This is a genomic window from Aeromonas salmonicida (genome assembly GCF_028355655.1).
Taxonomy (GTDB): Bacteria; Pseudomonadota; Gammaproteobacteria; order Enterobacterales; family Aeromonadaceae; genus Aeromonas; species Aeromonas salmonicida.
The window spans coordinates 3,130,973-3,156,992 of record NZ_CP110645.1 but is presented as its reverse complement, the minus strand read 5'-3'; the positions used below and the strand labels follow the sequence as shown (position 1 = coordinate 3,156,992).

Genomic DNA, 26,020 nt, shown 5'->3' with positions numbered 1-26,020 from the left:
CTGCCGAGGTGGTGGCTTGGCCTGCAACTGCTGCCACTGCCATCAACCATCAGCTCAGTCCGACTATCTCGCCGTCTTCGTCGATGTCGATATGGCGATAGGCAGGCAGACTGCCGAGCCCCGGCATTGTCATGATGGGGCCTGCCAGCGCATAGACGAAACCGGCACCGGCGCACAGCTTCACCTCGTCGATGGGCACCTCGAAATCGGTCGGCACTCCCTTCCTGGCGGGATCGTGGCTGATGGAGAGCGGCGTCTTGGCCACGCAGATGGGCAGGTGATCCCAGCCTGCGGCCGAGAGCGCGGCCAGCTGTCGGTGCGCCTTGTCAGAGAGGATGACACCACGGCCGCCATAGCCGCACTCCACCAGGGTGGCGAGCTTGGCACACAAGCTCATCTCATCGGGATAGAGCAGCTGGATCTGGCTTGGCATCTCGCAGGCGGCGACCACTGCCCTGGCCAGTTCACTGGCGCCCGCACCGCCCTCTACAAAGGCGGTAGATATGGCTGCACCACAGGCACCGGCTTGGCGCGCCTCGCGCATCAGCAGATCCAGCTCGGCCTGGCTGTCGGTGGGGAAGCGATTGACTGCTACCACAACGGGCAGTCCATAACGGCGGGCGTTGTGGATGTGCCAGGCGAGGTTGGCACACCCCTTTTCAAGGGTGGGCAAGTCTTCCCCCAGCAGGCTCGCAGGCAGCGGCTGGCCCGGGCGGATGTCGAGCAGGCCGCTGTTGGCCTTGAGGCCGCGCACCGTTGCCACCAGTACCACGCAGGCCGGTGTGATGCCGGACTGGCGGTGCTTGATGTTGAAGAACTTCTCCAGCCCCATATCGGAGCCAAAACCCGCCTCTGTCACCACATAGTCGGTCAGTTGCAGCGCCATGCGATCGGCAATCACAGAAGAGTTGCCGTGGGCTATGTTGGCAAAGGGGCCGGCGTGCACCAGCACAGGGGTCTGTTCCGTGGTCTGCATCAGGGTCGGCTGCAGCGCGTCTTTGAGCAGCACCGTCATGGCGCCGGCGACTTCCAGCTGCTCGGCGGTGATGGGGTTGCCCTGGCTATCGAGGGCCAGCTGGATGCGGCCGATGCGTTCGCGCAAGTCTTTCAAGTCGCTTGCCAGCGCCAGAATGGCCATCAGCTCGGAGGCGGCGGTGATGACGAAGCGATCCTGGCGTTCAACGCCATCGGCGGCGGCCCCCTGCCCAATCGTGAGGTGGCGCAGGGCGCGATCGTTCATGTCGAGGGTGCGCGGCCAGAGGATGTTGGCGGGATCGATATCGAGCCGTGCCAGCCCCGTCCTGGCGGTGAACTGACTGCCGAGTTTGGTCTCATGGAACAGGCGGGCATCCAGCGCGGCGGCCGCCAGGTTGTGGGCGGCGGTGAGGGCGTGGAAGTCACCGGTCAGGTGCAGGTTCATCTCCTCCATCGGCACCACCTGGGCATGGCCGCCACCGGCGGCGCCCCCCTTGACCCCGAATACGGGACCGAGACTCGGCTGGCGAATGGTGGCGATGCTGGGCTGGCCTATGTGGTTGAGCCCCATGGAGAGGCCCAGAGTGGTGACCGTCTTGCCCTCGCCAAGGGGTGTCGGCGTGATGGCGCTCACCAGCACCAGCTTGCCCGCTTTTTTGCCGGGCTTGCTGGCGGCTTGCTTGAGCAATTCGAGACTGAGCTTGCCCTTGTAGTTGCCGTGAGGGCTGAGCAGATGGGCCGGGATGCCCAGGCGCGAAGCCAGGGCCTGGATGGAGAGACGGGGGGACTGGCGGGAGATCTCGATATCGCTTAGCATCAGCACCTCGTTGGCATGTCAGGTCAAATATGCGGCGCAGTCTAGTGGAATCAACAAGGTTATCCAATGAGTAATGACATTTTATCCGGCAGTCGTGAGCTGCATCTAACACCCATACTGCTGGATCTCAATGCGCTCTACCATCCGCCCAAGCAGCCACTCACCGCCCTTGGCGTGATCAGCGCCTTCATGCCGCTGTTTGGCTATGGCTGGCAGGCGATGACCCAGGATCCCGAGACCCACTTTCGCCATGAGCTTGGCAAACGCATCAACAAGCACAAGACGGATGAGGCCAACCTCATCCTGATGTTGCAGCTGGCCGGCATGCTCGATTGCCACTGCCTGCACATCACGCTGCCCTATGCCCTCGGCGAGGAACAAGTCGCCACCTTGCAGCGCCGTCTGCCGCGCTGGCAAATAACGCAGACCGATCAACTGCTGGTGGCCGAGCTGCCGTTGCCCGCCGCACCAGCATCCCCACAGTCCGACACCTCTGCATCATAAATCCGGCATAGGCTCACGCTTTGCGATCCCAGTAGTGAGGCGCCAGGTAGCGCTCCTGCACGAACTCGATAAAGCAGCGCACCTTGCCGGAGACGAATCGGCGATGAGGGTAGAGGGCATAGAGACCCACCTGCCCCTTCTCCCACTCCGGCAGCAAGGGGACCAGCTCCCCCGAACGAAGCGCATCCCCGACGATGAAGGTGGGCTGCAAGATAATGCCTTGATGATCGCAGGCGGCTCTGGTCAGGGCCACGCCATTGTTGGCCCGAAGCGGCCCCTGCGGGCGCACGCTCAGCTGTTCTCCCCCCTGCTTGAAGACCCAGTCCGGCTGGGTCAGGGTATAGATGAGGCAGTCGTGCTGCTTGAGATCCTCGGGGCTGTTCGGGGTGCCCCTGCGGGCCAGATAGGTGGGGCTGGCACACACCTCCAGCTTCATCATGGCCAGCGGCTTGGCGACCAGAGAGGAGTCCGGCAGGTTGCCGATGCGCAGCGCCAGATCGAACCCCTCTTCCACCAGGGCCACCCGCCGGTCGCTGTACTCTATTTCCAGTTTCAGATCCGGGAAGCGTTCACGAAACAGCGGCAGGGCAGGGGAGAGATGCAGGTAGCCAAAGTCCATCGGTACCGACAGCTTGAGGGTGCCCTGGGGCTGCTGGTTGTTGCGGGTGAGCTGGCTGTGGGTCTCTTCCAGCTCTGCCAGCAGGGCCTGGGAGCGCTGGTAGTAGAACTGTCCCGCCTCAGTGGGGTTGACCTGACGGGTGGTGCGCGACAGCAAGCGGGTGGAGAGGGACTCCTCCAGTTGCTGCATCAGCTTGGAGGTCATGGCGACCGAGATGCCGAGCTGGTTGGCGGCCTTGGTAAAACTCTGACATTCCACCACCTTGATGAAGGTGCGCATGGCGGCTATCTGGTCCATCTTTCACTCTCAGTTGATAATTATTTTAATAAATCGCTGATTATCTATTCCGATATGGAGGTTAGCATCTTGGTTGTTGTTGTGAACCCCCAATATGAAGGAACGAACGGATGAAAATGACTCAGGCCCTGCTGGCCTCCTGCCTGTTTATGGCGGCTCCCCTGATGGCGGCCGATTACGACGTCGATGCGGCTCACACCACAGTCCAGTTCAAGGTGGGGCACCTCGGCTTCTCCGAGCTGGTAGGCCGTTTCAACACCTTCAGCGGCACCTTCAGCATGGACGATGCCAACCCGGCAGCGGCCAAGGCGAGCTTCGAGATCGACGCCGCCAGCGTGGACTCCAACCATGAAGCCCGCGACAAACACCTGCGCAGCCCCGATTTTCTGGACGTCAAGCAGTACCCCAAGATGACCTTCGTCAGCACAGCGTATGAAGGGACCAAGGAGAAGGGCGTATTGAAAGGCACCCTGACCCTGCACGGCGTTGCCAAGGAAGTGGCGTTTGACCTGGTCAAGATTGGTGAAGGCAAGGATCCCTGGGGCGGCTATCGCAGCGGCTTCAACGCCTCTACCACCATCAAGCGCAGCGACTTTGGCGTGAACTACATGTTGCCGGGTATCCCGGACGAGATGAGCATCAATCTGTTCGTCGAAGGTGTGCGCAAGTAATGGGCGCAGCACTCTTGCTACAAACCCTGGCGGCCCCTTTGGGGGCCGCTTTGCTGTCATGGCACTGGCCACGACTCGGGTATCTGTGGGGCGCCCTGGCGCTCTGGCTGGTGGGCTGCCTGCTGGGTGGCGTCTATGGCGTGCCGGTCAAGGCGTGGCAGTGGCTGCCACTGGCCTTGCTGGTGCCGGCGATTGCTGCGCAACTGGCAGACAAGCGGGCCGCGTTGTTGCTGTTCGCGGGGCTTGGTGCCCTGGTGTGGTGGCAGGGGCTCGCCTCTGTGCTGACCAGTGAACCGCGGATCTGGCTGGCGTTGCTGCCTGCCATCGTCTGGGTTGGCTGGACTGATCTGCGTGGTGACAGCCGGGAAGGGCTGGGTTTTGCCTTTGGCTTTATCTGGTTGGCGCTGGTGATCGGTATTGATGGCAGCCTGCTGATTGCCCAGCTGGCCGGGGCGATCGCTGCCTTTGCCGGTTTCCGTGCCCTGATCGCTGTGTTTGCGGGCGTGACCGCCACCCCTGCGGCCCTGGCCCTGGCGCTCGCCTTTATGCAGATGCTTGCCTGGCAGTATGTGGAAGTACCACTTACTGTCTTGCTGCCGGTCTGGCTGCTGCCCCTGCTGGAGTGGACCCTGCGCAACAAGCCTTGGCTACAGCGCTGGCTTGTGCTGATCCTGCTGGCGGGTGCGGGCACGGGGTTGAGTCTGTGGAAAGTGTGGCCCGAGGCCTCTCTTTACTGATTTTTAGCATAAAAAACAGGCTATTAACGCTAAAGTTGCCGACCTCGTCATAGTCTGTACAGATAAAGATTGAGCCACTTGGTGGTTTCAGATAAAAAGGATTTTCAATTATCTGGACACACACAGAACCCGGTCATGCCGGGTTTTGTTTGCCTGCATGTTTGCGGCGCGCTAAGGAGGCCACAGTTGCGCAGTCAAGGATCTGAGCATCTGTTTTTTCGCCATTTCACCGAGCAGGGACGTCTCGACGGTCTCTGCATCCTGCTGGTTACCCATCTGCTTCCCGATCGCCCCCAGTTTATCCAGGCCCTCGCGCAAATCGGGCGGATCGGCGCCATCTTGCCCAAACCCAAGTCAGTACACGGACCGACCCTGACCTGGGCCCAGCAGCACTATCCCGTGCTGCCACTGAACCGGCAGTGGACCAATGCGCCGCAGGGGGTGATCGATCATATCGCCCCCTTGGTCGCCCCCCACGAGCGGCTCATCATACTGGATATAGGCGGCTACTTTGCCAAGACCCAGGCGACCCTGAGCGAGTATTTCGGTCCCCGTTTTCTCGGTGTGGTGGAGATGACCGAAAATGGTCATCAGCGCTACGAGCAGGAGGTGCTGGCCACCCCTGTCATTTCGGTGGCGCGCAGCCCCCTCAAGCAGGCCGAGGATATCCAGATTGGCCTGAGCGTTGTCTATTCCGCCGAGTCTCTGGTCCGTACCCTCAACCGTACCTTCAACGTCTGCCAAGCCGCCCTGTTTGGCTATGGCAAGGTGGGGCGCAGCATTGCCCGCGAGCTCAGGTGCCGCAATTTGCACCTGGAGCTGGTGGAGACAGATGTGCTGCGCCAGGTGGAGGCGCTCTCCCACGGCTTCAAGCTGGTGGGAAAAGAAGAGGCCCTCAGCCGGGCCGAGCTGGTGATCTGCTCCACCGGCAACGGCTCGCTGGACCTGGCCGATTTGCAGCGATTGCGCCCCGGCACCATGCTGGCGTCGGTCACCTCGGCCGATGACGAGTTTGCATTTTGTCTCTCCCAGTTGCCCTGGCCAAGCCAGGAGGTGTGCCCCCATGTACTGGCGCTGACGCGCCCGGATGGCAGCCAGATTTTTTTGCTCAATCGGGGGGAGGCGGTCAACTTCGTCCACGGCGCCGTCATCGGCGAATATGTCTATCTGGTGCTGGCGGAGATCATCGAAGGGGTGCGCCAACTGGCGCAGCAATCCATGGCCCCCGGCTTGTTCGATCTGCCGCAATCGACCATGCGCACCATAGCCCGCCACTGGTTGGCCGATTTTCACGGGGTCAGCCAATAAGCGAGGCAGGTCGCGCATCTGCTTTTTGAGCAAGGCATGGCGGGCTGTTATTGGTTTATCATCCGCTGGCCGATTTTTATGGAGTGATTCAATGACCGACGTACAGATCCCCATCAGCAAGCCCCGTATCGAAATTCGTTACTGCACCCTCTGTCGCTGGATGCTGCGGGCTGCCTGGCTGGCCCAGGAGTTGCTATCCACATTTGACAGCGATCTTGGCGAGGTGGCGCTGGTGCCTGCCAGCAAGGGGGAATTTCGCATCCTGGTGAATGGCGTGCTGGTGTGGGACCGGGTGGCCGACGAGGGTTTTCCCGAGGCGAAAGAGATCAAGCAGCGGGTGCGCGACATTATTGCCCCACAGCGGGATCTGGGTCACTCGGATCGCAAACCTGCCGGTGAGTGATGGCCGGGGATCGAATATAACAATGTGGATATGAGCGATTCGGATACAAACAGGGAGGCGGCGGCCTCCCTGTTTGCTGTCTGCCCGTCACTGTCTGTGGCGTATGCTCAGGCGCGTGCCGCTGTGGCAGCGGGTGTCCTGCCTTGTTCATCCAGATGGGGGCCGTCGGGCTGGTCGCCAATCTGCTGGCTGCCGATATAGCGGGCCCGCTTGTGGGGTTTGATGCGACTCACGTCCACCCACACCAGGCCATCGATGCAGTGGTTGAAATCGGGGTCGATGCCAAAGTCCATAAACTGTACGCCTCCCGGTTCGCACAGCTCGGAATACTGCTTGTAGAGGGTGGGGATGGCACAACCCAGGTTATCGAGCCGGGCCTTGAGCGCCTTGAGATCCGTCCCGTAATCCTGCCCCTCAAATAGCGGCAGCGTCTCGGGATAGGGGCGACGGGAGGGGGCCAGCGCCAGCTCGGGGGCAAAGTGCTGGCGATAGAAGCTCACCAGCAGATCCTTGGCCGCTGGCGGCAGGCTGCCGGAGAGTGAGACGGGTCCGAACAGGTAGCGGTAGTGGGGATAGCGGGCCAGATAGGCGCCGATGCCGAACCAGAGGTAGTCCAGCCCCCGTTTGCCCCAGTAGGCGGGCTGAATAAAGCTGCGGCCCAGCTCTATGGCCAGCTCAAGTCTTGGCAGCAGCCTGGTTTCAAAGCCGAACAGGGTGTGGCTGTAGAGGCCATCCAGCCCCTTGCTTGCCATCAGCTCGGCCACAGGGGCGAAGCGATAGGCGCCTATGATCTCGAGCCTGGCCGGATCCCACAGGATCAGGTGGTGATAGTCATCGTCGAAGCCATCGAGGTCCCGCCGTTTGCCCGAGCCTTCCCCCACGGCGCGAAAGGCGATCTCCCGCAGACGGCCGAGCTCGCGCAGTATCACCGAATGGCTCAGTTCATGGCGCCGGTAGAGGTAGATCCCCTGACCATCGGGGGTGTGGCCGAGAGCTTCACACGCCTCTATGGCCTGCTTGAGCTGACGGCGCTCCTCCGGCTGAGCAATGGGGGCCTCTGTCGCCAGCTTGCCCTTTTTTCCTCTCCCGATGCGATAGAGGTGGCTGCGCACCAGTTGCGCCGCCGTCTTGGCGGGCAGGTCGCGAAAGCTGTCGACGGGAATGCGCGCCCCTATGGTGACGGGGATGCGCCCCCCTTGCTGGCGAAACAGTTGCTTGACCAGCAAGAGCCCTGCCCAGGCGTTGTTGAGCCAGGCGCCGAGATAAAACCCCAGGCCATTGCGCCCGCCGACGTGAATGGGCACCAGCGGGGTACGGGTGCGTTGGGCCAGCTTGATAAAGCCCCCTTGCCAGGGGCCATCCTTCACCCCCTTGATGCCGAGTCGCGACACTTCGCCGGCGGGGAAGATCACCAGGGCCCCCTCGCTGGCCAGATGCTCGCCCATGGCCAGAATGGCGCGCCTGTCCGTCTTGCCATTCAGGTTGTCGACCGGCAGCAGCAGCGGGCGCAGCGCCGTGAGTTGTGCCAGCAGCTGGTTGGCGACTATCTTCACATCCGGCCGGATGCGACCGAGCAGGCGCAGCAGGGCCAGCCCGTCCAGCGACCCTATGGGATGGTTGGCCACTATGATGACCCGGCCGCTGCTGGGTATGTGCTCCAGCTCCGCCTCGCTCACCTTGTAGTCAAAGTCGATCTGTTGCAGCGCCTGCTCGACAAAGTCGAGGCCGCGCAGATGGGGGTAGCTGCTGGCAAAGTGCTGGAAGGCCTTCTCGTGCAGCAACCAGCGCAGGCCCTGGCCAAGCAGGGGGCGCAGCACTGGGTTGTTCGAGAGATGGGGGAGGTGCTGTCGTAGCAGGGTATCGACGCTGAACATGGGGCTGGGCTCCGGTGATCCTTTGCCCCAGCATGTGCCGCCTCTGTTCCCGCTGTGTGTCGGCGGTATGACAAATTTGTGGCAGGGGCTGCCTGTTACCCCGGTGCTCGCATTTCCTGTTCCCCCTTTTCTTGGTGTGGGCAGGATAACAATTTTGTGGCAGTGGCTGCTTGTTACCCTCGTTCCCTCTCTTTGCTGGCCGCGAAATGGCGGTGTGATGGCGGGGCGAGCCCATTGTCTCGCCCCGCACGAACCCGGGTTATCCCCGCCAGGCGGAGGTCAGCCGCACCAGCGCCACCAGGGTGGCGACCGCTTTTTCCATGGATTGCAGCGGGATGAACTCGTGCTTGCCGTGGAAGTTGTGACCGCCGGTGAAGAGGTTGGGGCAGGGCAGCCCCATAAAGGAGAGGCGGGCCCCATCCGTGCCGCCACGGATGGGTTTGATCTTGGGCACCACGTCGGCCGCCAGCATGGCAGCCCTGGCCAGCTCGACTATGTGCATGTGCGGCTCTATCTGGCTGCGCATGTTGCGATAGCTGTCGGTCAGGGTGAGCTCGATGCGGGCCTTGGGGGCATCCAGCTGCAGGGAGGCGACCCGCTCCTTGAGCTGGGCCTTGCGGGCGGCGAAGGCGTCATCATCAAAGTCGCGGATGATGTAGTGCAGGGTGCTCTCCTCCACAGTGCCGCTCATCTGGGCCAGGTGAAAGAACCCCTCGTAACCGTCAGTACACTCCGGGGTCTGCTCGGGGGGCATGGCGGCATGAAAGCGGGCGGCCAGAGTCTGGCTGTTGATCATGCTGCCCTTGGCGGTGCCGGGGTGAACATTGTTGCCCGTGATGCGCACAGTGGCGCTGGCGGCGTTGAAGTTCTCGTATTCGAGCTCCCCCAGCTCGCCACCATCGACGGTATAAGCCCATTTGGCCGGGAATCTATCCAGGGGGAAGAGATCGGCGCCACGGCCTATCTCTTCATCCGGGGTGAGACCGACCCAGAGATCGCCGCGGGGGATGTCGGGGTGGGCCAGCAGATAGTCGATGGCGGTCAGGATCTCGGCGATCCCGGCCTTGTCATCGGCCCCCAGCAGGGTAGAACCGTCGGTGGTGATAAGATCCTGCCCCAGGTAGTTTTTCAGGCAGCGGTATTGGCGAATGGCCAGCACCTCATCCCCCTTGCCAAGGCAAATATCGCCTCCCTGATAGCTTTCGATGATCTGGGGCACCACCTGCTCGGCGGCGTAATCGGCTGTGTCCATGTGGGCGATGAGGCCGATGGCAGGGGCATCCGGCTGGTTGCCCGGCAGGCAGGCAGTCAGGTAGCCGTGCTCATCCAGGGTGACCCGGGTCAGTCCCATTTGCTCCATTTCATCTCGCAGGGCCCGGGCAAAGATCAGTTGCCCCTCGCTGCTGGGACAGGCGGGATTGGTCGCATCGGAGCGGGTATGAAAAGTCACGTAACGCAGAAAACGCTCAAGCAGGGTATCCATTGGCAAGCCTCACACTTCAAACCGGTAATGAAGGGCCATTTTGGCCAATCAGGTTGCCTGTCTTATTGCGTCAGCGCAGGTTTTCCCCATTTTCTGACGCAGCGGCCTGGGAGGGATTGAGTCGGAGGGGGCAGTTTGTTGCCATTTTTCATGCATAAAAATAGCGTTTTTATTGATACGCAAGCATCGCCATAACGACAGGAAATCCCCTGAACTGCCCCCTGACAAGGCATGCAGCCTGCCATGCCCCGAGAGCAGGCTTTTCATGGGGAACAACCGCAGGGGAATATTCTGCGCCATCCCAGAGCCAGCCTGCCTGGCAGCAAGATTTGCTCACCTTATTAAAAGCAGTTTTTGAACACTATTTTTTATTGTCACCGCTGGCGGTAAGTGTGTACACTCCGCGCCGATCCAAGGGTAACTCTGAAGCAGGCAGACGCCACCAGAAACCTGAAAGATCATACGCCTATAGGGCGAGGCACGCAGAAACGACAGACACTGCTGGGGTATGGTTTCTTTAATACCGGTTAGGCTCCGGTATCAGGGAGAACAACGGACACTCATTAACCATCTGACCGAGTGAGCCAGCGGCTCATCATCTTCCCTTGTCATGGGCGGTCACTGGTGTTGGGTAGGCTGTGGTTGTTGTCGTCTATCAACACGCTTGCGTGCTGACGCCTTCGCTTCTCTTCCTTGAAACCTCCCTTGTCGTTGTGATGGTGCCGAATGATGAACTGACGGCGTGGCTGATGCTGTCTGTCATCAAAGTACCGCGGCGCCCCTAAGGCGGCACCGCATACCGTTGAGCTTGATGTAAAGCCACCAGCCCCACATCAAGACTCGTTACTTCCCAAGATCCACCAGGCAGCCTTTGGCTTGCCGCGATGTGCAATAGCTGGATGTGATGGAAGGTAACAAGTGGTGAAACGAAGGCGGTCATCCGTCGCGCTTTCATGACTCGTTGCTGTTCAGATCCCACCAGGCAGCCTTGGCTTGCCGCAACTTGCAATCGATGGTCTGGATGTGATTGAGGGTAACGAAGGCGGCCACTGGTCGCTCATTTGCGAGGCATAGCCCATGACTAACTGGTCCAGCAAGGACTCCTTGAAGGTCTACAACGTTCCCTACTGGGGTGCGGGTTTTTTCAACATCAATGACGCCGGTCATGTGACCGTCGCTCCCGACAAATCGCGCCCTGATGCACACATTGTCATCTCTGATGCCATCGAACAGTTGCGCCAGTCCGGTTTGACCACTCCCGTGTTGCTGCGTTTCCCCGACATCCTCAAGAGTCGGGTCGATGCACTGTTCAACGCTTTTGGTCAGGCCATCGAGAAGTCAGGCTATGAAGGGGATTACCTCTGTGTTTACCCGATCAAGGTAAACCAGCAGAGTCGAGTCATCGAGACCATCAGCCAGTCTTACAGCGACAAGCCACGGCTTGGCCTGGAAGCGGGTTCCAAACCGGAGCTGCTGGCCGTGCTCTCCCATCACCATGAGCAAGGCTCGGTGATCGTCTGCAACGGTTACAAAGACCGCGAATATATCCGCCACGCCCTGCTCGGCAACCTGATGGGCCACAAGGTCTACATAGTGGTGGAAAAACCCTCCGAACTGGAAATGGTGCTGGACGAGTCAGCTCGCCTCAACATCAAGCCCAATATCGGGGTGCGTGCCAAGCTCGCGTCCACCGGCTCCGGCATGTGGGAATCGAGCGGCGGCTCCATGTCCAAATTTGGTCTCTCCGCCTCCCAGATCCTGGCGCTGGTCGAGCGTCTGCGCAGCCTGGACAAGCTGGATTGCCTGCAACTGCTGCACTTCCATCTGGGCTCCCAGATCGCCAACATCCGTGACATTCAGGGCGGTATCCGCGAGTGCGGTCGCTTCTATTCCGAGTTGCGTCGTCTGGGTGTGCCCATCGACGTGGTCGACGTCGGCGGTGGCCTGGGTGTGGACTATGAGGGCACTCGCTCCCAGAGCCACTGCTCCGCCAACTACAGCCTGTCCGAGTACGCCAACAACGTGGTGTGGGGCATCGGCGATGTGTGCCGCGAGTTTGACTTGCCGCACCCGACCATCATCAGCGAGTCCGGCCGTGCCCTGACCGCTCACCACGCCGTGCTGGTCACCAATCTGATTGGTGCCGAAGGGGTGGAGATGAGCGACATCAGCGCGCCGGATGAGGATGCGCCGACCCTCTTGCAGAACATGTGGCAAGGGTGGCTGGATCTGCGTGGTGAAGATCCCTCTTTGCTGGAGATCTTCCACGACTCAGTGGCGGATCTGGGCGATGTAAACACCCAGTACACCATGGGCTTGCTCAATCTGGAGCAACGTGCCTGGGCCGAGATGCTGCACCAGAACACCTGTCTGGCACTGAAAGAGATGCTCAACCCGGTCAACCGCAACCACCGCGCCCTGGCCGACGAGCTCTCCGAGAAACTGGCCGACAAGTGCTTTGCCAACTTCTCCCTGTTCCAGTCCCTGCCGGATGCCTGGGGTATCGGTCAGGTGTTCCCCGTGATGCCGCTGACCGGGCTCGATCGTCCGCTCAGTCGTCGTGGCATCCTGATGGATATCACCTGTGACTCCGATGGTCAGGTTGAACACTACGTCGACGGTCTGGGGGTCGAGAGCACGCTGCCGATGCCGCAGTATGAAGAGAACGAAGTGTGCTACGTCGGTTTCTTCCTGGTCGGTGCCTATCAGGAGATCCTGGGGGATCTGCACAACCTGTTCGGTGACACCCACTGCGCGGAAGTGTGTCTCGATGAAGAGGGCAAGATGGACATTCGCAATGTGGTGCGCGGCGATACAGTCGACCAGCTGCTGCGTTACGTCAATATCGACCCCTCCGTCATTCGCGAGAACTACCAGCGTATCGTCTCCCACCCGGCGCTGGATGACGCGACTCGCAAGGCCCTGCTCGACGAGCTGGAGCTGGGTCTGCAAGGCTATGCCTATCTGGAAGACGAATAAGCCTCTGGCTTGTTCGCCCCGTCGGTGGAAACAAAAAGACGGGAATGAAAAAACGGCGCCTTCGGGCGCCGTTTTTGTTGATGGCATCTTATCCCCTTCACGAGAGCAGGGAGGCGGACAGCCATCTTTATATGAGTGGTGGATGGCGGTAGTGCGCGGCTCAGGGCCCGGATCCGGCAGATATCCGTCTCAGCCAGCCTCTTCCCTTGATCTGCATCAAACCTGTGGTGGGCGGGTTATTTTACGGTCAGGAGTGATGTGGGTGGTATGTAACAAAAGGATGTGACTATGGAACTGGAAAGGGACCCGAGATGCTATACCGACCTCTGTATCGACGGTAAGTGGTATCACTATGACCACTGCAGCACACATGTCTACATGCTGATGGGGGGCGCGGCCCCGAGTCTGGAGCTGACCCATGAGCCCCGCAGTGAAGAGGAGCTGATCGAGATGCTCCAGCAACTGGCCCGCTTCTGACGCAGGTTGTCTCCTGCTCGTCACATGGCCATCGGACACCTTGCCGCGATGGCCACTTATCTTCTCTTGTTGGTTTTCTGCTAACGATGCCTGCTGGCGACTTCTGTCAACGAGTCTTGTCAGCGCGTTTTGCCGCCCAACAACCCCTTGCCGACGTCCATCAGGGCGATCGCCGCGGCGTAGCCACTGTCTGACTTGCCCATCTCGTCCGCCACGTAGAGGAAGTTGGATTTGTATTTCTCGACGGCCTCACTGCGACTCGCGGCATCGATAAAGTCTTCCTGCACCTCGAATCCCTGCGCCAGCAGCGCCTCTTTCTCGGTCAGAAAGGTGGGGGATGCCATGTCGATAAAGGTGTACTGCTGCCGGTTGGATGCCGGAATGGAGAAAAACTGGTATCTAGCCATGTGCGATTCCTCGCCTGAACGGGTGATAAATGATGTGACCTTCTTCTCGTCGAACTGTCCCCTTGGGCGCCGTGATAAGCGGCCATAAAAAGTAACGTTCGAGTCTTGTATTTTTGCTCGAGATTACCCTGACCCAAAGCACGGCACAACGAAAATGTGCGACTTTTTTCGCCAAGAAAAAAATGAAGTGTTTTCCTCCTTCTGACGGTGAAAATCAGGCCCACTCTGGTCAGGTTTTCATGGTCGCCCTGTTTCAGCGCGCATAGCTTGGGGGATCTCCCCGGCCGATTGAAGCCTGGGTCCTGCTCGTCTTGTCCCGTTTGTATCTGTGTCCGTACGGCACATCTGTTATCATCATGGCCTTTCATGCCACTTATCTAATTGAACCTGCTGGAGAAACCATGTCTCTAACCCTCTATCTGCTTCGTCACGGCCAGACCCGCTATAACGCCGAGCAGCGGTTACAGGGGCGCTGCAATTCCGACCTGACTGACAAGGGGGAGGCGCAGGCCACCGCCATGGGGGCTCGTCTGCGCGATGTGCTGGACGAACCCGCACGCTGGACTCTCTACGCCAGCCCCCTTGGCCGAGCTCGGCAGACGGCGCTGTTGGTGTGCCAGCAGCTGGGGCTGGATAGTGAGCGCATCGTCTGGGATGAGCGACTGGTGGAGTTGAACATGGGGGAGTGGGAGGGCTGCCGGGTATCGGATCTGGTGGCAGCTCACCCCAAGCTTGATATCAGCCAGCCGGACTGGTATCTGCAGGCGCCCGGTGGTGAAGATTTTCAATGTATTCAGCGCCGGGCCCAACAGTGGCTGCAGGATGATCGCATTGCCGAGCGTGCCATCGTGGTTTCCCACGGTTTGTTTGGCGCCATGCTGCGCGGTGCTTATGCCGACATCGACTACACCACCACCTGGTCACAAGACCTGCCGCAGGATGCTTTCTTCAAGCTAAATGACGGCCAGATCGAGCGGATTGAGTGCTGACCCCGACGAAAAGGGCTCGCCACTGGCGAGCCGTTTTCTTTAACAGGAGTTAGCCAATCGCCAACTTTGCTGCTTCTTTCCACATGAAGGGGGGCATCGGAGTAGTCAACCGCCATTTGATGTTCATCGGCTGGCTGCCGCTATGGGAGATGTACTCCACTTCGCCAAAGTTCACAAAGCCAAGGGTGCGGCCAAATTCATCTTTGCTCTGCTCACGGACGAACAAAAACAAGCGCTTACCCTCCGCTCTGTGTTGAATGTAACTCAGGCCCTTACCCCGCTCGGGGCGAGCGCTGTTTTGGCTCTGCCAATGGAACAATGACTCATTGATGGCGTAGTCGTGATAACGGGTGGTAGGGGAGAAGTGCTGCTCCGTTTTGTTCAGGGTCACGAACAGCAACTCGATATTTTGCTCTGCGATGACATACACCCCTTCTCTGGCTGGTGGTTGCTGCTCGAAACTGGTAGCACCAAAGCCAACCAGCACCTGCTCTCTGGCATATCGGGCATGCAGTTGCAGCGGATTGCCGGGAAGGTCAGGCATGGCTAGTTGTTCGTGCTGCACCCGATTGATCAGCATGGGCAGCAGGTCTGCCAGCTCGGCCCTTAACGCTGGTTGATTGAGTTGTTTCAGGCTGTGCGCCAAGGAGCTAAAGCCTGCGTTGGGGCCGCTCTGTTGCCAGAAGTCGTAGTGGCACATCAAGGCCATACGTTCATCGTGCTCAGCCGTTAAGGTAAAGGCGTCTGCCACCAAGGTTTGTAAGAATTTCAAGTAATGGAGTGCATCGCAGCCTAATAGCCGGGTTTTGATGGCCCGGGTGTAGAGGGTAGATAGCTTCTCATCGCTCATTTCAGAAACGCTATGGTTGCGGGCCTGTTTGACTAAGGTGCTCCAATTGCCGCGCTTGTAGATCTCCTCAAGGCTGATATGAGGGTAAAACTTCAAAAAGTTCGCCAACGTCAGCGGTAAATCACAATCCTGCGAGAAACGGCGGATCAGGCCCATGAGTCGCGAGGTATTGGGGGTCGCCTTCTTGATATTGCTCAGAATTAACTCTTGGGTCTGTTTTGAGAGTTCGATGCGGCAGCCCAAGGGGGCATGAGGGAAGCCCTGTTTGATTTCGTGGCTAATCGCCTTATTGGTTTTACCCACCAGTGCCCGAAATTTCTGGGCAAAGTCATACTCCGCGCGAGCATTGCCAACAAAATCCAACACGGTGCAACATTCTTTATTGCTCGCCAGCCGTAGGCCGCGCCCTAATTGCTGCAAAAAAATCGTGAGGCTTTCCGTTGGCCGTAAAAACAGCAATGTATCGACTTCCGGGATATCGACCCCTTCGTTGAAGATGTCCACTACGCAGAGAATATTGATCACCCCAGTACGCAAATCTTGTTGTTTGCTATGCCGATCGTCTCGGTTATCGCTGGTGAGGAGATCAGCCTTGATGCCCTTCAGTAAAAATGTCTTGCACATAAAATCAGCATGTTCACGGCTCACACAAAATGCCAGGGCTTTGATCTTGGTAATATCGGTGACGATCTCATCGAGGCTCTGTACTATTTTCTGCACCCGCTGCTGATTGTGGGTGTAGATATTGGTGAGCTCACTAATGTCATAACGGCCATTTTTCCAAGCGACTTGGCGCAAGTCTGTATCATCATCGATGCCAAAATATTGGAATGGACAGAGATGGCGACGATTGATGGCCTCGGGTAAGCGGATTTCTGCTGCGATGACACCACAAAAGTCAGCGAGAATATCACCGCCATCATGGCGCTCTGGCGTTGCGGTCAATCCCAACAGAATGTGAGGATCAAAGGCTGCGAGCAAACCACGATAACTGGCCGCCGCAATATGGTGAACCTCATCGATGACGATGTAATCGAAATAGTCAGGGCTAAGACGCAAACTAGCCAGCTGGTTATTCAAGGATTGTACTGAGGCAAACAGTTGATGGTAGTGGGTTGGCACGGCGCCACCGACCAAGAGTTCACCAAAATGAGATTGCTTGAGCACACCGCGGTAAGAGGCCAATGCTTGGCGCAAGATCTCCTCTTTGTGGGCGACGAACAGAAATTTGGCGTCGGGTTTGGTTTTCAGAAAACGCGCAAAATCAAAGGCGGAGATCAGGGTTTTGCCCATCCCTGTGGCCGCCACCACCAAGTTACGAAAACGCTGGTGTAAAGAGCGCTCCATCGCCAATTGCTCAAGGATCTCCTGTTGATGGGGAAATGGCGTGAGATCAAAGAAATAGGCAGGGCTATTTTTGTCCCCATCCCCACGGGCATCTTGCAGCGCATGCTGTAATTTTGTACGGCTTTCGAGCTGGCCATCAAACAGCTCAAAATCATCGGACTCCCAATAGGTTTCAAAGGTACTCAGGGATTTCTCGATAATATGCGGGATCTCTTGCGAGGTGATTTTTAGGTTCCACTCCAAGCCACTGGTGAGGGCAGAATGAGAGAGGTTAGATGAACCTATATAGCCGGTATGAAAGCCAGTATTTCGGCAAAAGAGATAGCTCTTGGCATGCAACCGCTCGCGCTGGGTGTTATAGCTGAGTTTGACTTCGGTGTTGGGCAGGTTGGCTAAAAACTCGACTGCCTTGGCGTCGGTTGCCCCCATATAAGAGGTGGTAATCACTCTTAATTGGCGGCCGCTGCGGGTGAACTCCTCCAACTCATGACGGAAAATACGGATACCTGCCCATTTAATAAATGAGACCAGCCAGCAGATGCTATCTGCCGATAATATCTCCCGTTTAATCTCCGACTCCATCGACAAACCCGCATTGCTGCCGCAGAACAGCTCACTTTGCGTCAGACCTGTCAGAGGGAAAACATCTTCGGCATATTGCTTTAAATTGGCTGAGATGGGGTTATCCAACTGGTAGAGCGCCGTCAGGATTTTCCCCTGACTATCGATGAGGTTCTCGCCAATAAAGTCTGGGTCTTGCGTGCGATCCTTTAGCCAAAGCAATAACTGGTTAGCCAGCTCAATCTGCCGTTGCAGCTGATCCTCTCCAGTGACCGAGCCCACCGCATATTCCAAAACCCGGCTCAGAAATCGCGATAACCAGACTGCCGCTTCGGCAGGTTCAAGCTGGCGTTCCCCTACGTAAAAGCGCTCGCGGTCGAGTCGAGATGTCAGCAGTTGAGTAATGAGTTGTTCATAAATACCGCATTGTTGCATCGCACACAGGCCTTGAACGTTGTACATGAGGGTGGCGAGAAGAGTATCATTTTTTCCAACTAAATCAGTAAGCTGTTGTCGCCTGTTACTCGTTTGAAAATCGCCCCGGTTTTCGGTAATAGAGCCCGGCAGTGACAACCACAGGGAGGTGGTGATGGATCCGGTTTCCTATCTTTTTTCGGCTTATCTCAATCTGGTACAGCAGCAGGTTGCGGATATCTATGGCACCGAGGCCAAGACGCTGGTGGTGGAATATGAGGGGGAGCAGGTGCCCTTTGCCTTCCAGTTCTGGCAGATCCAACCCAAAAGCGTCTGCCGTCCCTACGAGCAAGATGTGCGGCGTTTCAGTCAGTGCACGGTCAAGGCGGCTGCTCTGTTTCAGACGCTCTGCGATGATCTGACCCGACAGGATGACAGCAGCTGGCAACTGCCCAAATTTCGCACCATGTACTGCTCGGCGGCCATCAGCTATCGGCCGATGATCGCTGAAATTGGGGATGCCAAGCAGAGTCCTGCCAAGCTGGCGGAGCGCGCCTGCAATCAGGCGATTCTGGCTGCGATGGACAGTGACGATGAGACCTTACTGGCCCAGCGCGACAAAGCGTGCGCCGCGGTGCAGTGAGGCGGATTTATCTGACAATATACTCATTTGGCCTGTCTGTGCGTGCTACGACACACATCTGCTCCTCCTTGCCGGGTATGATGAGGTTGCCCACGGTTGTGAAAAGCGTCGGGCATTCATGGGCATATGGCTGCTACATCAGCCAGATCACCACCAGGAGGAACCATGATCAGCCACATCGACCATCTGGTATTGACGGTCAGTGATATTGAACGGGCCGTGGCGTTTTACAGCTCTGTGCTCAATATGGAGGCCATCACCTTTGGTGCGGGGGCGCCGGGCGCTACGTTTTGGCAACCAGAAGATCAATCTGCAACTGCTTGGGCAGGAGCCGCGCAACCGGGCGCAGGTGGGGTCGGGGGACGTCTGCCTCATCACCCGTTGGCCGCTGGCACAGGTCATCGCCCAGCTTGCCAGCCACGGGGTGGCGATAGTCGAAGGGCCCGTCACCAAGAGCGGCGCCTGCGGGCCCATCGAATCAATCTATTGCCTCGACCCGGATCAGAATCTTGTCGAGATCAGCCGCTACCCTTGAGCCCGACTACCAGCTGATTGCCAACTCCTGCTTCTTGTCGCTTGCCTAAAAGGGTAAATCCGGCGTGTCTGTTTCCTGTAAAAACGCCTCTATCTCTGCCTCATAGGCGGCATCCGTGTGGTTGTCGCTGGCCGGTTTCGCTTGGGGTGAGGCGAGTGGCGATGGGGGCTGAAGGGGCGCCGCCAATGTCTCCATGACCCTCTCTTGCAGATAGGGATAGAAGGGGTTGGAGGAGGTGCGGGTGAGGGCACCTGGATTGACGATCAACATACCGCGCTCCCCGCGCAGGGCCAGCCCGCCCAGGTTGATACCGTACTGGTTCAGCTGCTCCGGGCGCGGCGCCATGCCGTAGAGGGGATCGTCCATGGGGAAGGGCAGCGCCACGTGGGAGAGGGAGTAGATCTCCTTGGGGTAGTCGATGCCAAGGGGGCGAACTTGCTCGAGTGTGCTGCCTGCGACCATCGTTTTTGCCTGGGTCTGGGGGCGGGACGCCGCCTCGTTGCCTACCACCGTCAGCGCATAGGGCTGGGGCTGGCTCGGCAACAGATGGCTAAGGGCCAGCTCGGAGGCTGTGTTGAGCAAGGGGCCGAAAACAGAGCCGCGATTGATGTCGAACAGCACCAGCTCGCTGCCGTTGTTCGGCAGGAAGTGGTAGAGATCGGCGATGATGGAGCGGGTGCTGACTGTGTAATCCATCACAGACTGGAAGGTGAGTGTTGGCGGGAAGGCCGCCAGTTCACCGCTGGTCGCCAGTTGGCGCACCTGCTGCTGAATGGCGTGGGTCAGCCGGTAGGATTGACGTGCCCCGTTGACTGGGAAGGAGTTGTATTTGAACGGGTTGAATTCGGGCATGATGCCAAGCCAGGCCGCGTTGGCAAAGGCGGGCAGCAAGGCGGGCACCGCCTTCAATCCGGCGAAACGGGCAAAGCGGGTCACCCCTATCATGGGGGAGATGAGCACCAGTCGATCCGGCCTTGCCACTGTCCCCGTTTTGTCTTCCAGCGCATCCAGCGCGTATTTCACCGCCAGCGCGCCGCCGTTGGAAAAACCCACCAGATGCAGTGGCAGCGGGCTTGGGGCTTGTGCTCTGGCCTCGCGCACCGCCAGTCGCGTAGCCGCCAGCCAGGTCTCCCACTCCATATTGACCAGCCCGGCGGGCACTGTGCCGTGGCCGGGTATGCGCAAACCAAGGGCGATAAAGCCCCGCTCGCGATAACGCTGGGCCAGGTGGCGCAGGCTGTAAGGGGAATCGGTCAGGCCGTGCAGGAACACGGCTACTCCCTTCACCTCGCCCTCGGGGCGCAGCAGGTAGGAGCGATTCCAGTCGTCTTGAAAGTGGGCAGGGTTGATGGGCGAGCCCTGATAGTAGCGATTGCCCGCCAGCTGTTGCTCCGGCGGCGTCTTGGCGACCACCTCCTGCTCCACCAGGTCGAACAACTGTTGCTCGCGGGCCTGATAGGCTGGCCAGTCGCTGCTATCCAGTTCGTCGGCGCTGAGCTCGGGGGGAATAAAGGTATGCCACAGCTGCAGCGGCGCAGCCTGCCAGGCAAAGTAGGCGATCACCCCCCAAGCGGCCAGCAGCGCAAGCAAGAGGGTCAGAAGAGAGCGGCGAAGGAGGCGACGGGTACGAGCCAGCATGGTGTGATCCCTGGGCGATGGCGGTCGGGGCGAACCGCAGTCAAGCTGGCTCGCCGTGTCTGTCTGAACAGTTCAAACCTTGAAGCAAGGCTTAAAGCCTAATGTAAACAAGGTGATAAGTACAGGTGGCGGGCTCTGGTCAAGACCATGAAAAGACGGCAGTCCATGGGCTGCCGTCTGGTGTTGCACGTCGCGGTCAATGCTTGCTGATGGCACATCCTTGCCGGGACTAGCAGACTCCCTGCGCCAGCATGGCATCGGCCACCTTGACGAAACCGGCGATATTCGCGCCGCTCTCATAGTTCACGTGGCCCTGCTCCTCTTCACCGTAACGCACACAGGTGGCGTGGATGCTGGTCATGATCCCCTTGAGGCGGGCATCCACCTCCTCCCGTGTCCAGGAGAGGCGCTGGGCATTCTGGCTCATCTCAAGCCCGGAGGTGGCGACGCCCCCTGCATTGGCCGCCTTGCCCGGGGCAAACAGCACCTTGGCCTCATGAAAGACCTTGATGGCGGCGGCGCAGCTCGGCATGTTGGCGCCCTCTGCGACCAGTTGCACGCCATTGGCGACAAGTGCGGTGGCGTCCTCTTCCCCCAATTCGTTCTGGGTGGCGCAGGGCAGCGCTATCTGGGTCGGCAGGTGCCAGGGTGTGCGGCCACTGAAATACTCCAGCCCCTGATCATGGGCATAATCGGCGATACGCTGGCGTTGCTCGTTCTTGAGCTCCATCAATCTGGCGAGCTTGTCGGGGGTGAAACCGTCAGGATCATGGACTGTGCCACCCGAGTCGGAGGCAGTGATCACCTTGGCACCCAGCGCCATCGCCTTCTCGATGGCATATTGCGCCACGTTGCCGGAGCCCGACACAGAGACAGTCATGCCCGCCAGCGACTGGTCACGGTTGGCCAGCATGGCCTCGACAAAATAGAGCAGGCCGTAGCCGGTGGCCTCGGGGCGAATGAGGCTGCCCCCAAACGAGAGCCCCTTGCCGGTGAAGATACATTCGGCGCTGTTGGTGAGCTTCTTCATCATGCCTGCCATGTAGCTCACCTCGCGCCCGCCCACCCCGATATCGCCGGCAGGCACATCGGTATTGGCCCCCAGATGACGGTAGAGCTCCAGCATCAGCGCCTGACAGAAGCGCATCACTTCCCCCTCGCTCTTGCCCTTGGGGTCAAAATCGCTGCCGCCCTTGCCGCCACCCATGGGCAGGGTAGTGAGGGCGTTCTTGAAGGTCTGCTCGAAGGCGAGGAACTTGAGCACAGAGAGATCCACAGAGGGATGAAAACGCATGCCCCCTTTGAAGGGGCCGATAGCCGAGCTGTGCTGGATGCGATAGCCGCGATTGACCTGCACCTGGCCCTTGTCATCGACCCAGCTTATCCGAAACTGGATCAGCCGCTCCGGCTCCACCAGCCGCTCCAGCAGGCCCTGTTGCAGGTAGCGGGGGTGACGTTCCACGTAAGGCCAGATGGAGGCGATCACCTCGCTCACCGCCTGAATAAATTCCGGCTGATGGGGATTGCGGCTGGCCACCTGGGCCAGAAAATCCGCCTGGGATAGGGAATGACTCATCTGTAACTCCTGTAGTGAATGATGAAATTGGCCTCTTGCCAGAGAAAAGCGCATGCCGTGCATCCAAATTTATGATTTGTGTTGGGGATGAATGCGGACAAAAATTCTATCTTGTACCGAGTTTGCCAACGATTGTTGGATTAGCCGCCGAAAACGACAGAATGCCGACAGGGTCATGGCAAGATAATTCGCGCAGATTCGAATCTTTTTATGCGTTTTTATTTAATAAATAGCAAGGTGCTTCTTTATCGGATGTGGCGTGATGGCAAGCTGGCTGCATATTGTGTGAATGTTACATGCCCGCGCCGAGCGCTGTTTTTCTGTCCGGCCTGCGACCGTATTTTGTGTTTTTTTCTCAGCCCTCTGGATCCTGACCCCGTCGTCTGGTCCGCGTTATCAGGAAATAGGCTTGCGGTATGCGGTGATGAGAGTGGGATCCAGGCACACAGGACCGGAGTGGGTGACAAGTATCCGGCGTGCTGGACGGGGCAATATGCTACTGTATCGGCGTTTTTTGATGGTTAAGCTGGCCTTGGCCTTTTTGAAGATGGAATGGTATGCAGAACTTTGACGAAGTGAACCGGCTGATGCAGCAAACAGCCTCCCCGACGATGCCGGCACCGGCAACCGTGCAACTGGATGGGGCTATCAGCCTGTGGCAGGTGACCCATGCTGGCTAATGAATCCATGCGCCTGAACAAGTACATCAGCGAGAGCGGCATCTGCTCGCGCCGCGAGGCTGACCGCTTTATCGAGCAGGGTCAGGTCTTTATCAACGGCAAGCGGGCCGGAATAGGCGATCAGGTGTTTGCCGGGGATCTGGTCAAGGTCAATGGTCAGGTGATCGAGGCGCGGGAAGCCGACAGCCTGGTCTTTATCGTGCTCAACAAGCCGGTGGGCATAGTTTCCACCACTGAGGCGGGCGAGAAGGACAATATAGTCGATTTCGTCAACCACAGCACCCGCGTCTTCCCCATAGGGCGGCTCGACAAGGACTCCCAGGGGCTCATCTTCCTGACCAACCACGGGGATCTGGTCAACAAGATACTGAGGGCGGGCAACGATCACGAGAAAGAGTACCTGGTGACCGTCGACAAGCCGGTGACCGATGACTTTATCAAGGGGATGGGGGCCGGTGTGCCTATCCTCGGCGCCGTCACCAAGAAGTGCAAGGTGAAGAAAGAGGCGCCCTTCGTGTTTCGCATCACCCTGGTGCAGGGGCTGAATCGCCAGATCCGCCGCATGTGCGAACACTTCGGTTTTGAAGTGACCAAGCTCGAGCGCATTCGCATCATGAACGTCAGCCTCAAGGGGTTGCCGGTGGGCGAGTGGCGCGATCTGACCGACGACGAGCTGATCGAGCTGTTCAAGCTGATTGAGGACTCCTCCTCCGAAGTGAAACCGGCCAAAGGCGACAAGCCCAAGGTGGCCAAAGCCGCTGTTGCTCAAACCGGCAAAGCGGCGCAAGGCAAAAAGCCGCGCCGGGATGATGACCACGAGATTGGCGGCCGCCCCAATGTGCCGGGCCCGGAAGCCTTCGAGAAGAAGAGCCCAGTGGGCAAGGGCGTTGTTGGCAAAGGCGGCGCTGGTAAAGCTGCCGCAGGCAAAGGCAGTGCAGGTAGAGGGGCGCCCAACAAGGGCAGCAAACCGGCCGCAGCCAAACCGCGCGCCGGTCAGTCCGGCCGCCAGAAGAAGGGGCGCTGAGGCGTAACCCTGAGCTGCGTCAGCCTCCCCTTGCTATCCCCAAAACACCGGCCTCAGGCCGGTGTTTTGGTATCTGCATACAGGGATTACAGCTCGTCGCGGGGTGTGGTGACGTAGTCAGGTAGTGTGCTGATAGCGCGCTCCTCTTGTAACACAGTGGCAGGTTCAAGGTTTCCACCCACGTTGCGCGGATCCGTCGGTATGGTGGAGGGGATCACCACCGCCTGCTCCGCCAGGCGCCATCCCAATATGGTTTCGAGGCGTCCACCTTCTTCTTCCGGCCCTGTGATGGCGTCCAGTTGCAGCGGCAAGGGGTGCCCAATCAGGCGACTGACCTCATCAACGGCATCAGGGGACGCCAGTGTCAACGAAGTGGCATAGAGACGGGGCAGGGCGGTACGGGGAACATAGACCCGTAACAGGACGCCATTGCGGATCCGTCCCCGCTCATCTGCGTCCTGATCCTGGGCGTAGCCATAGGCGAGGGCAGGATCCCCTGCGACATAGAAGCCTTGCCAGGGGGCTATCGAGGATTGATCGCGCTCGTGAACACCTTCAAACACTATGCTGTGGGCCGCTTCGATAAAAGTGCCGTGGTAGCCGACAAAGGCATAGCCACTGTCAATCAACTGTTGATGGGCCTGGCTTAGACGGGCCATCGACCAATTCTGGGTGCCAGCCGTTGTAAAACGGACGCTCTCCCCCTCACCCAGGAAGTTGGCACCATTCGGATAATCTCGTTCTTGCAGGGCATTGGCACTGTCGGCCGGAGAAAGGCAATTGAGATCTGCAGCCGGACAGGTGAGATTGACCACATCTGCGCTCGCGGCTTGCTCTTGAGTATTGTCTGCATGCTGTCGGGTAAAGGCGTCACTCTGGGCGGCGGCCATGGTCAGGGCCAGTCGCGCCTGGGCCGGGTTTTCACGAATGGCTTGTGCCAGCTGCCCTCGGGGGGTTGAACCATCCTCGGGAGTGGTGTGGCTCAGCGCCTGGGCAATCACGGAATCAAGCTGGGACCATGGCAAGCGTGTCAGGATATAAAGAGTGATCAGATTGTGGACCGGGTAGCCGCATTGGCTCAGTTCTTCCCAGCCTCTGGGTTGACGACTGCGCGCCAACGCTTCGAGCGGAATGGCACACACCTGATGGGTGGTCAGGGCTGCTAGGCTGTCGGCCTTGGCAAAATGAAGGCGATGGCTGATGGCGGTAGGGACAATATGGGTGTCGTGAGAAGCCGGAGCCCCAGCCAGTATCCGATAAACCTTGCCTTCCCAGGTATCGCCCAGATTACAGCTGCGCTGAGATAGATAGTTGTAAACCGCATCCAGCGGGTCCAGCAGGCAAAGTACCTTGCCGGTATGCCACTCGCTCCAGCGCTTTTGGCGACTGTGATGGGTCGGCGCGGCCACGAAGCCGACTCCCGCAGCGCTGAGAGTGAGCGTGCGGTTGACTTCGTTGTTTTCAACATGTCTGACATAGAGTGTCGCGTTTTTTGCCATGTTGCGCAGCAGAGCGTCACTGACTTCGATGCTGTAGATGGGGGAGATGTGGCTGATGTCGGAGCTTGCATCCAGTTCATGGAAGAATACCTTGATGCTGGCGGGCGCTTCATCCCCGACGGGCACCAGCCAGTGCAGGGACCAGTTGCCTTTCCCTTGTCTGTGGTAGCTGTAACTGCGAGGTTCCTTGCCTGCGGTGGCGCTGGTTAGCGTGATGCTCGAGCCATCGCTGCGCAGGGTCAGGGCATTGTCGATGGCGAGTTTGAGGCTGTTGCTTCCTTCACCCAGCACCATGGAGTAGTGCAATACGCCTTGTTCTGCTTGTTCATCAAGCAAAGTGGAGAGATCGAGTTGGCTGGATCTGACACCTTGGCCAAGGTCCAGGTTGCAGCGGGTTGCACACTCCTGCCACAGATTGAATGACTCTTCCGCCATGGCCGGTGAGATGACACCGCCTAGCATGGCCAAGCCACTGAGTAGAGAAGCCCATTTTGCATTTTTCCGCATGTCTTTACCTTCTGGTGATATCAGGGCCACTGGTGTGTGGCGTTGTCTTCCTTGGTGAATACGACATCATCCCTGCCAGACGAAATGAGAATTATGCTCGTCTGAGCTCCTCACCATAACGGCCCATAATGCTGGGGCAATCCTCCATATGGGGTCGGTTAATATGTTTAAAATCAATGTGATATGAAATTACTTGTTGATGGTTT

General features: G+C 58.8%; 21 protein-coding genes. 12 read left to right on the top strand and 9 right to left on the bottom strand.

Annotated features, from left to right (window positions below):
- Nucleotides 1-49 precede the first annotated feature (49 nt).
- Nucleotides 50-1,792 carry a formate--tetrahydrofolate ligase gene (locus ONZ54_RS14765; RefSeq protein WP_271786534.1) on the bottom strand — a complete coding sequence of 581 codons (1,743 nt, stop codon included), beginning with the start codon at nt 1,790-1,792 and terminating at the stop codon, nt 50-52.
- A 66-nt stretch (nt 1,793-1,858) separates the two neighbouring features.
- Here ONZ54_RS14765 and ONZ54_RS14760 point away from each other — a divergent pair, with 66 nt between their 5' ends.
- The gene (locus tag ONZ54_RS14760; RefSeq protein WP_271786533.1) at nt 1,859-2,296 is read left to right on the top strand and encodes a hypothetical protein; all 438 of its coding nucleotides are present in this window, start codon (nt 1,859-1,861) and stop codon (nt 2,294-2,296) included.
- Between the two features lie 13 nt (nt 2,297-2,309).
- On the opposite strand, the gene ONZ54_RS14755 is transcribed toward ONZ54_RS14760, so the two are convergent.
- Nucleotides 2,310-3,212, bottom strand: a complete 903-nt coding sequence (locus ONZ54_RS14755) for a LysR family transcriptional regulator (RefSeq protein ID WP_005309942.1) — start codon at nt 3,210-3,212, stop codon at nt 2,310-2,312.
- A gap of 110 nt (nt 3,213-3,322) precedes the next feature.
- Here ONZ54_RS14755 and ONZ54_RS14750 point away from each other — a divergent pair, with 110 nt between their 5' ends.
- The 4 genes from ONZ54_RS14750 to ONZ54_RS14735 all read left to right on the top strand — a co-directional run bounded on the left by ONZ54_RS14750 (nt 3,323) and on the right by ONZ54_RS14735 (nt 6,331).
- A complete protein-coding gene (locus ONZ54_RS14750) occupies nt 3,323-3,883 on the top strand; it encodes a YceI family protein (protein WP_058395707.1) in 561 nt (186 codons plus the stop codon).
- Entirely contained in the window at nt 3,883-4,620 is a 738-nt protein-coding gene (locus ONZ54_RS14745; RefSeq protein WP_271786532.1) for a hypothetical protein, read from the top strand. The genes ONZ54_RS14750 and ONZ54_RS14745 overlap by 1 nt, the downstream gene beginning before the upstream one ends.
- A 186-nt stretch (nt 4,621-4,806) precedes the next feature.
- On the top strand, nt 4,807-5,928 hold the full coding sequence (locus tag ONZ54_RS14740) for an adenosylhomocysteinase (RefSeq protein WP_021137850.1): 1,122 nt from the start codon (nt 4,807-4,809) through the stop codon (nt 5,926-5,928).
- A gap of 91 nt (nt 5,929-6,019) precedes the next feature.
- Nucleotides 6,020-6,331 (top strand): Rdx family protein, encoded by a 312-nt coding sequence (locus ONZ54_RS14735; protein WP_059168568.1) that lies wholly within the window; start codon nt 6,020-6,022, stop codon nt 6,329-6,331.
- Nucleotides 6,332-6,438: 107 nt separating this feature from the next.
- On the opposite strand, the gene olsF is transcribed toward ONZ54_RS14735, so the two are convergent.
- Nucleotides 6,439-8,205, bottom strand: coding sequence for a bifunctional ornithine lipid synthase OlsF (olsF, locus tag ONZ54_RS14730; RefSeq protein ID WP_271786531.1), 1,767 nt, complete (start codon nt 8,203-8,205; stop codon nt 6,439-6,441).
- A gap of 259 nt (nt 8,206-8,464) precedes the next feature.
- The gene (gene pepT, locus ONZ54_RS14725; RefSeq protein ID WP_059113591.1) at nt 8,465-9,688 is read right to left on the bottom strand and encodes a peptidase T; all 1,224 of its coding nucleotides are present in this window, start codon (nt 9,686-9,688) and stop codon (nt 8,465-8,467) included.
- Nucleotides 9,689-10,765: 1,077 nt separating this feature from the next.
- On the opposite strand from pepT, the gene speA reads away from it, so the two are divergent.
- Together speA and ONZ54_RS14715 are read left to right on the top strand one after the other, a co-directional pair.
- Nucleotides 10,766-12,667 carry a biosynthetic arginine decarboxylase gene (speA, locus tag ONZ54_RS14720; protein ID WP_017411628.1) on the top strand — a complete coding sequence of 634 codons (1,902 nt, stop codon included), beginning with the start codon at nt 10,766-10,768 and terminating at the stop codon, nt 12,665-12,667.
- A 288-nt stretch (nt 12,668-12,955) separates the two neighbouring features.
- Entirely contained in the window at nt 12,956-13,144 is a 189-nt protein-coding gene (locus tag ONZ54_RS14715; protein WP_005309974.1) for a hypothetical protein, read from the top strand.
- A gap of 119 nt (nt 13,145-13,263) precedes the next feature.
- Here ONZ54_RS14715 and ONZ54_RS14710 read toward each other — a convergent pair whose 3' ends face one another.
- Nucleotides 13,264-13,551 carry a hypothetical protein gene (locus ONZ54_RS14710; protein ID WP_005309977.1) on the bottom strand — a complete coding sequence of 96 codons (288 nt, stop codon included), beginning with the start codon at nt 13,549-13,551 and terminating at the stop codon, nt 13,264-13,266.
- A 401-nt stretch (nt 13,552-13,952) separates the two neighbouring features.
- Here ONZ54_RS14710 and ONZ54_RS14705 point away from each other — a divergent pair, with 401 nt between their 5' ends.
- A complete protein-coding gene (locus ONZ54_RS14705; protein ID WP_271786530.1) occupies nt 13,953-14,540 on the top strand; it encodes a histidine phosphatase family protein in 588 nt (195 codons plus the stop codon).
- Nucleotides 14,541-14,589: 49 nt separating this feature from the next.
- Here the strand turns inward: ONZ54_RS14705 and ONZ54_RS14700 are convergent, their stop codons facing one another.
- Nucleotides 14,590-17,733: a DEAD/DEAH box helicase gene (locus tag ONZ54_RS14700; protein WP_271788290.1), complete on the bottom strand. Its 3,144-nt coding sequence runs from the start codon at nt 17,731-17,733 to the stop codon at nt 14,590-14,592.
- A 154-nt stretch (nt 17,734-17,887) separates the two neighbouring features.
- Between ONZ54_RS14700 and ONZ54_RS14695 the strand changes: the two genes are divergently transcribed.
- On the top strand, nt 17,888-18,355 hold the full coding sequence (locus tag ONZ54_RS14695; protein WP_271786529.1) for a hypothetical protein: 468 nt from the start codon (nt 17,888-17,890) through the stop codon (nt 18,353-18,355).
- Between the two features lie 126 nt (nt 18,356-18,481).
- Nucleotides 18,482-18,907 (top strand): VOC family protein, encoded by a 426-nt coding sequence (locus ONZ54_RS14690; protein ID WP_416995565.1) that lies wholly within the window; start codon nt 18,482-18,484, stop codon nt 18,905-18,907.
- A gap of 28 nt (nt 18,908-18,935) precedes the next feature.
- Here ONZ54_RS14690 and ONZ54_RS14685 read toward each other — a convergent pair whose 3' ends face one another.
- On the bottom strand, nt 18,936-20,528 hold the full coding sequence (locus ONZ54_RS14685) for an alpha/beta hydrolase (protein ID WP_271786528.1): 1,593 nt from the start codon (nt 20,526-20,528) through the stop codon (nt 18,936-18,938).
- 229 nt (nt 20,529-20,757) lie between these two features.
- The gene (gdhA, locus tag ONZ54_RS14680) at nt 20,758-22,104 is read right to left on the bottom strand and encodes an NADP-specific glutamate dehydrogenase (RefSeq protein WP_271786527.1); all 1,347 of its coding nucleotides are present in this window, start codon (nt 22,102-22,104) and stop codon (nt 20,758-20,760) included.
- Between the two features lie 557 nt (nt 22,105-22,661).
- Here gdhA and ONZ54_RS14675 point away from each other — a divergent pair.
- Together ONZ54_RS14675 and rluF are read left to right on the top strand one after the other, a co-directional pair.
- Complete coding sequence (locus ONZ54_RS14675; RefSeq protein ID WP_257979923.1) at nt 22,662-22,784, top strand: hypothetical protein; 123 nt, start codon at nt 22,662-22,664, stop codon at nt 22,782-22,784.
- On the top strand, nt 22,774-23,808 hold the full coding sequence (gene rluF, locus ONZ54_RS14670; protein ID WP_271786526.1) for a 23S rRNA pseudouridine(2604) synthase RluF: 1,035 nt from the start codon (nt 22,774-22,776) through the stop codon (nt 23,806-23,808). Before ONZ54_RS14675 ends, rluF begins: the two co-directional genes overlap by 11 nt.
- Before the next feature lie 86 nt (nt 23,809-23,894).
- On the opposite strand, the gene ONZ54_RS14665 is transcribed toward rluF, so the two are convergent.
- Nucleotides 23,895-25,775, bottom strand: coding sequence for an exotoxin A binding domain-containing protein (locus tag ONZ54_RS14665; RefSeq protein WP_334312737.1), 1,881 nt, complete (start codon nt 25,773-25,775; stop codon nt 23,895-23,897).
- Nucleotides 25,776-26,020 lie beyond the last annotated feature (245 nt).

What these genes read in the sequence shown, in the direction of transcription:
- ONZ54_RS14765 (WP_271786534.1), bottom strand. Translation starts at nt 1,792, where the DNA reads ATGCTAAGCGATATCGAGATCTCCCGCCAGTCCCCCCGTCTCTCCATC.
- ONZ54_RS14760 (WP_271786533.1), top strand. Translation starts at nt 1,859, where the DNA reads ATGAGTAATGACATTTTATCCGGCAGTCGTGAGCTGCATCTAACACCC.
- ONZ54_RS14755 (WP_005309942.1), bottom strand. Translation starts at nt 3,212, where the DNA reads ATGGACCAGATAGCCGCCATGCGCACCTTCATCAAGGTGGTGGAATGT.
- ONZ54_RS14750 (WP_058395707.1), top strand. Translation starts at nt 3,323, where the DNA reads ATGAAAATGACTCAGGCCCTGCTGGCCTCCTGCCTGTTTATGGCGGCT.
- ONZ54_RS14745 (WP_271786532.1), top strand. Translation starts at nt 3,883, where the DNA reads ATGGGCGCAGCACTCTTGCTACAAACCCTGGCGGCCCCTTTGGGGGCC.
- ONZ54_RS14735 (WP_059168568.1), top strand. Translation starts at nt 6,020, where the DNA reads ATGACCGACGTACAGATCCCCATCAGCAAGCCCCGTATCGAAATTCGT.
- olsF (WP_271786531.1), bottom strand. Translation starts at nt 8,205, where the DNA reads ATGTTCAGCGTCGATACCCTGCTACGACAGCACCTCCCCCATCTCTCG.
- pepT (WP_059113591.1), bottom strand. Translation starts at nt 9,688, where the DNA reads ATGGATACCCTGCTTGAGCGTTTTCTGCGTTACGTGACTTTTCATACC.
- speA (WP_017411628.1), top strand. Translation starts at nt 10,766, where the DNA reads ATGACTAACTGGTCCAGCAAGGACTCCTTGAAGGTCTACAACGTTCCC.
- ONZ54_RS14715 (WP_005309974.1), top strand. Translation starts at nt 12,956, where the DNA reads ATGGAACTGGAAAGGGACCCGAGATGCTATACCGACCTCTGTATCGAC.
- ONZ54_RS14710 (WP_005309977.1), bottom strand. Translation starts at nt 13,551, where the DNA reads ATGGCTAGATACCAGTTTTTCTCCATTCCGGCATCCAACCGGCAGCAG.
- ONZ54_RS14705 (WP_271786530.1), top strand. Translation starts at nt 13,953, where the DNA reads ATGTCTCTAACCCTCTATCTGCTTCGTCACGGCCAGACCCGCTATAAC.
- ONZ54_RS14700 (WP_271788290.1), bottom strand. Translation starts at nt 17,733, where the DNA reads ATGCAACAATGCGGTATTTATGAACAACTCATTACTCAACTGCTGACA.
- ONZ54_RS14695 (WP_271786529.1), top strand. Translation starts at nt 17,888, where the DNA reads ATGGATCCGGTTTCCTATCTTTTTTCGGCTTATCTCAATCTGGTACAG.
- ONZ54_RS14690 (WP_416995565.1), top strand. Translation starts at nt 18,482, where the DNA reads ATGGCTGCTACATCAGCCAGATCACCACCAGGAGGAACCATGATCAGC.
- ONZ54_RS14685 (WP_271786528.1), bottom strand. Translation starts at nt 20,528, where the DNA reads ATGCTGGCTCGTACCCGTCGCCTCCTTCGCCGCTCTCTTCTGACCCTC.
- gdhA (WP_271786527.1), bottom strand. Translation starts at nt 22,104, where the DNA reads ATGAGTCATTCCCTATCCCAGGCGGATTTTCTGGCCCAGGTGGCCAGC.
- ONZ54_RS14675 (WP_257979923.1), top strand. Translation starts at nt 22,662, where the DNA reads ATGCAGAACTTTGACGAAGTGAACCGGCTGATGCAGCAAACAGCCTCC.
- rluF (WP_271786526.1), top strand. Translation starts at nt 22,774, where the DNA reads ATGCTGGCTAATGAATCCATGCGCCTGAACAAGTACATCAGCGAGAGC.